Below are 4,049 nucleotides of genomic sequence, written 5' to 3'. Positions count from 1 at the left end.
GATCATCCTGAGTTTTAATCTGACTGGCTATTTGATCTACCAGTTTTTCGTTGATTTCAACGCTCATTGTTATTCTCCATTTTGGAGTATTAACGACAAGCGTTTACACAATTTAAATTACATTCCCTCCGATTGCGAGTAATCGTGTAAATAAATTCTTCAATTCACCCAGTTCTCTTTCCATTCTGGGAAATAACGATTCTCTTTCATTTCCGAAACCAGCACTATTTTCTGCTTTATATTCAGCTGGTCTTCTAGCAGCATCGACACAATCAAGTTCATCTTCTTTCTGTATTTTTAGTTTTCTGTCGAATATGCCTTGCCCCTGTACACTGGTGACAACATCTCCCAATTTCAAACCTTTGTTTCTAGAATCACTAATAAATCGAAAAAAATCACCTCTAGTACTTAAACTCCTACCAAGAAAGCGGCGATCCTCAGTCTTCATAAGGCGAGTGGTTTCGCATTGCCCATCTATAAACGATGAAATACCAGCGCGACTATAACTATCAAGCTGCATTATTCCCACCAAAAGTTAACTTATATTCATTACCGTTTAATTCGCTGTTTTGACAGTTGCCTCTAATTTTTTATCCCCTAACTTCCATAATTAATGAAAACACGAACGAGCCAAAAAATTAGACAGAGTTATTCTTTTGGTCATTCACCCCAAAAAACAATACCATATCAAATAACCAGAAATATTCGATGCCATATGCCCAGCTACTTGTTAAAGGCCACAGTCACATCAACACACTTAATTCATTTCGCCATGACGAATTCAGGCCATCTGACAAAGGTTCAGAAATGACTTCGATCTGATCGCTTTCTTCACCGTGCCATTGCAAAACCAGATTATGACCATGGTCGTCAATTTTACGAGAGACCATTTTTTCATCTTCCCAATACCACTTCTGACTCAGATTTTCATTACAGGTGTCGACATAAAGGCCGTTATTATCATCTATACCCAAACACTGGTTGTTGCCACTTCGGCTTTTATAACGTTCTTTAGCATCAAGCCCCCAGGTTTGATGGCGATTATTGGGTACGCACGCCTTACCGATAATCCGTCCATTCTGGTTTGTCAGGCAAAGGTTATCAGCATACAGTGACCGAAGTTTTACATGTGCTTCAGGCTCAAATATGGGGTGAGACCAATCAACGGTTACAAACGCCTGAGTGGACTGGGTCAGGCTGGAAGCACCTGCGGGTTGGTACCAGCCAAACAGAAAGTCCCAGCCAACATAGCCAAACTGAGCCTTAATATTTGTGGCCGCCGTCACAAGGAATTTGGTGGTGCCGTTTTGCTCTGGCGATACTTCATACACTACGTCCATGTTAGGTACGAAGTTGCTGTACGCTATAGGGTTAATTTTGTTTTCATCCCACATCTTGCCGCCCCAGGCAATACCGGCGGTAAAATAGCACCCCGCCTCATTCCTCAGTAGTAATTGACATTCGTCAAGACTCCGCTCCCAAGTAACGGAAAAATTATTCTGACTGCTGCTGTTTCTGATTCGGTACTCCTTTGTATCCCAGGAGAGCGATCGTGACATCGAGAGTCCAAAGGAGGCACCCACTTCAGCAGAGCCTTTTGGTCCTTCAGCACTCAGTTCAGCACCGACCTTGCCATTAACACCGATGCTGACGGTACTGACCTGTTGGTGGTTATACTCAGGATTTTCGTTACCTGGAAGCCCTGACATAATTGTCGGTTGAACACCACTGACCGGCTCAACGCTCATTGAATAAGAGTGCGCAAAGGGGCCAAGACGGGTATGCCTGTGAATGTTGCTTTGCTTCCAGGCATTCTCCTGAAGTAAACGATCCCTGAGATGTATGCCGGCACCGGTATTCCCATCAGAAACGGAAAATCTCACCAGTTTGACATTTCGTGTGTTACCTGAGTGATCGGGTTTCGGTGCAACCACTGAACGGATCATGGATACATTAACATTGACATCAATGGAGGCATCACCTTGGCAATAATCCATGGTTCCGCTGAAGTCTTTAGAGTCGTGCAAATTGCAGCGAATGTTTCGTCGAGTTAACTTGAGGTTGAAATTTTTCTCGGGAATGTAAGGGACATGATTCCCTACACTCCTGGCAGATGTCATGGGAAATGGTATATCGTAGTCTCTGGCTTGCGCGAAGGCGCTGGGTAGATCAGATTCCATATCAACGATCAGTGCCTGAAGGGCTTCAGAACTGCTTGCCAGTCTAAACTCTGGTTGACCGTTTTGCGACCTTAGGACGACATACGGTGCACTCACCGCTACCCCCGTCAACTGAATCAATTTATTTTGTATCCGCTCCATGGTCTGTATGGATGCAGGACCTGCCTGAACGAAGTCCGGACTGAAGAGAATGATTGTTGCACCACCATTAAAGGCTGACATGATTTCGGCATATGGGTCTTCATCACCGGTAAGATCAACATAAAGACGATCATAGGATCCCAGTTCCAAAGCATCCAAACCGCCATTCACATCCATGGCTTCAGCCTGTATGCCTGATAAACGACTGAAGTTACCTATACGATAGTCCACAGACCAAGCGGTCAGTGAAAACAGGATGGCACTGGTTGCCACTATGCCAGACAACAAGGTTACGTTCATTTCAAATCACCCAATTGTTTATCTTTAGTTACCTTAAACTGAGTATTGACAGCCTATTTTTCGGTAAATTTAGGAGCACTTGGCCAGTGATGGCGACTGATAACGATGCTACGGCCCCCGGAAGGCCAGCTTCCCAATGGGGATTTCCAGAAATAATGCTTTTTTGTTTCCGAATTATTAAAAATGGTTCGATAATTGAGTATGAGATCAACGTTAGTCGCATCCAATGGAATTTCACCTAAAGTTATCCCCGAATAGGCGTAGATACTGGCGGATCGATGCGTTTTACCAGTCTCAGGACACTCATAATCAAGGTCAGCGTGAATGGAATAGTTGCCGTGGTTATTAACTTTAATTTCAAAAAATGAGATGGGCTTGAGCCAATTCGGGATGACTCTCTCTCCATCAATGGATGAAAAGGTGAAGGCGATGGGAACAGCCTCAACCACATCGGTCAGATCCGAAGGCCATATAAAACTGACAACTTGCCCGCTCACATGCGTTTGATAATAACCAGCAGACACACTACCCTGACCTGTTAGTCCTTTGAGTAGTTCAGCACTGCCGCTGATTTGAAATTCAGAGTTATTCAATTCTGAGCCCAGTGACAGTCCGGCGTCGGCCATGATAACACTGGTAATCACACCAAACCCCTGAATAATTCCGTTATCAACCAGCATGTTGTTGTTATGAGCCACCGATTTCAGTGTGTTCATTTCTCGATGCAGGGTATCAACAGGGTTTCTCATCACCTGTTGAGCTTGAAGTGCCCACTGGGAAACCATTGATCCGCGTTTGGCAAATGCCCAGGTCATCTGAGCGTTACCAGAAGCCTCAACAGCGTCAAGCTCAGCCCCCAGATTCAAGCCTGATTGCTGCACGTGACCTTTGGTCAGCACCAACGATTTATTCAGTGGGATCGACTCTATCTCAAGGTCATCTATGTCGACACCGGAATACCTGAATGTGCCCGTTGTGGCATCAATAATGCCGATGGCACCCACCTTTATGCTGGAGCTTAAATTCCAGTTCCCCCACCAGTGTGGGTAGGTGGTTCGGATTAACTGGTTAAATTGCTTGTTAAAGTAGCCTGGTGTCAAAGGTGAAGCGGCATGAGCCATCTCGGCCAAGCCACATACAAAGCTTAAAAGCCAATACCAGCCAACACATCGCCAAGTCTTACCTAGTCGAGGAACTTGCATAGCGGGAGAAAATTGGATAGACATAAAAAAGGGGGCGTACAACACGACTCGCCCCGAGCATCTGGAGTTTTTTGCCAATTCGCCTTGGTGGAAAAAAACCGGTGCGGACTGCAGACCAACACCGGAATCCCTTATGAACCTATATTGACCCCTAATCTGTCTTACCCGTCACTACTCAAATCGTCTCAATTGCGTCGCCAGCTGCTCGGCCGTTTGCAGTTGCGCC

Annotated in this window: 3 protein-coding genes; all 3 read right to left on the bottom strand. The window is 45.3% G+C overall.

Going from position 1 to position 4,049, the window contains the following annotated elements; all coding sequences use genetic code 11:
- Positions 1 to 112: 112 nt before the first annotated feature.
- Positions 113 to 520 (bottom strand): hypothetical protein, encoded by a 408-nt coding sequence (locus tag AK963_RS26310; RefSeq protein WP_066018319.1) that lies wholly within the window; start codon positions 518 to 520, stop codon positions 113 to 115.
- 223 nt (positions 521 to 743) lie between these two features.
- Complete coding sequence (locus AK963_RS26305) at positions 744 to 2,621, bottom strand: leukocidin family pore-forming toxin (protein WP_066018318.1); 1,878 nt, start codon at positions 2,619 to 2,621, stop codon at positions 744 to 746.
- A 53-nt stretch (positions 2,622 to 2,674) separates the two neighbouring features.
- Positions 2,675 to 3,742 carry a hypothetical protein gene (locus AK963_RS26300; protein ID WP_066018317.1) on the bottom strand — a complete coding sequence of 356 codons (1,068 nt, stop codon included), beginning with the start codon at positions 3,740 to 3,742 and terminating at the stop codon, positions 2,675 to 2,677.
- Positions 3,743 to 4,049 lie beyond the last annotated feature (307 nt).

Source organism: Endozoicomonas atrinae (assembly GCF_001647025.1).
Taxonomy (GTDB): Bacteria; Pseudomonadota; Gammaproteobacteria; order Pseudomonadales; family Endozoicomonadaceae; genus Endozoicomonas; species Endozoicomonas atrinae.
The sequence above is the reverse complement of the archived record's forward strand: the minus strand, read 5'-3'. Positions and strand labels throughout refer to the sequence as shown.